Genomic DNA, 958 nt, shown 5'->3' with positions numbered 1-958 from the left:
AAGAGGAAGTCGCCAAGCGCCGCAACGAGCTCAAGACGCTCGTCAAGATGGGCAAGACGCGCGGCTTCCTGACCCATGCCGAGATCAACGACCACCTGCCCGAGAAGCTCGTGGAGGCCGAGATCCTCGAGGCCATCGTCACGATGCTCAACGACATGGGCGTAGCCGTCTACGAGCAGGCGCCTGACGACGCCACGCTGCTGCTGGCCAGCGCCTCCCGCGAGGCGTCGACGGAGGAAGAGGCCGAGGAGGCTGCGGAGGCCGCCCTTTCGACGGTCGACTCCGAGTTCGGCCGCACCACCGACCCGGTGCGCATGTACATGCGCGAGATGGGCTCGGTCGAGCTGCTCACGCGCGAGGGCGAGATCGAGATCGCCAAGCGCATCGAGGGCGGCCTGCAAGCGATGATGCTGGCGATCTCCACCTCGCCGACGACGATCGCCGAGGTCCTGTCGCTGGCCGACAAGGTCGCCGCCGGCGAGGCGCAGATCTCCGAGGTGGTCGACGGCTTCATCTCCGCCAACGAGGCCGACGACTACGTGGCCGAGGAAGACGTCGACTTCTTCGATGACGAAGAGGACGACGACGACGGCAACGGCGGCTCCAGGGCCCTGACCAAGAAGCTGGAAGAACTGAAGAACCAGGCGCTGGCCAAGTTCGCCGTGCTGCGCGGCCACTTCGAGGACATGCGCCAGGCCTTCGAGAAGGACGGCTACAAGTCGCCCGCCTACAACAAGGCGCAGGCCGGCATCAGCAGCGAGCTGATGACGATCCGCTTCACGGTCAAGACGATCGAGCGCCTGTGCGGCCTGCTGCGCGCGCAGGTCGACGACGTGCGCCGCTACGAGCGCGAGATCCGCAAGATCGTGGTGGACAAGTGCGGCATGCCGCAGGAGCACTTCATCAGGACCTTCCCGCCCAACATCCTGAACCTGCAGTGGGCGGAGAAGGAGGCGGC

Annotated in this window: 1 protein-coding gene; it reads left to right on the top strand. The window is 66.2% G+C overall.

Annotation, left to right across the window (positions count from 1 at the left end):
* Positions 1 to 958, top strand: a 958-nt coding sequence (locus D3A59_RS03115; protein ID WP_272868041.1) for an RNA polymerase sigma factor region1.1 domain-containing protein, incomplete at both ends; no start/stop codon positions are given.

The sequence above is a fragment of the Caldimonas tepidiphila genome (assembly GCF_003569765.1).
Taxonomy (GTDB): domain Bacteria; phylum Pseudomonadota; class Gammaproteobacteria; order Burkholderiales; family Burkholderiaceae_C; genus Caldimonas; species Caldimonas tepidiphila.
The sequence above is the reverse complement of the archived record's forward strand: the minus strand, read 5'-3'. Positions and strand labels throughout refer to the sequence as shown.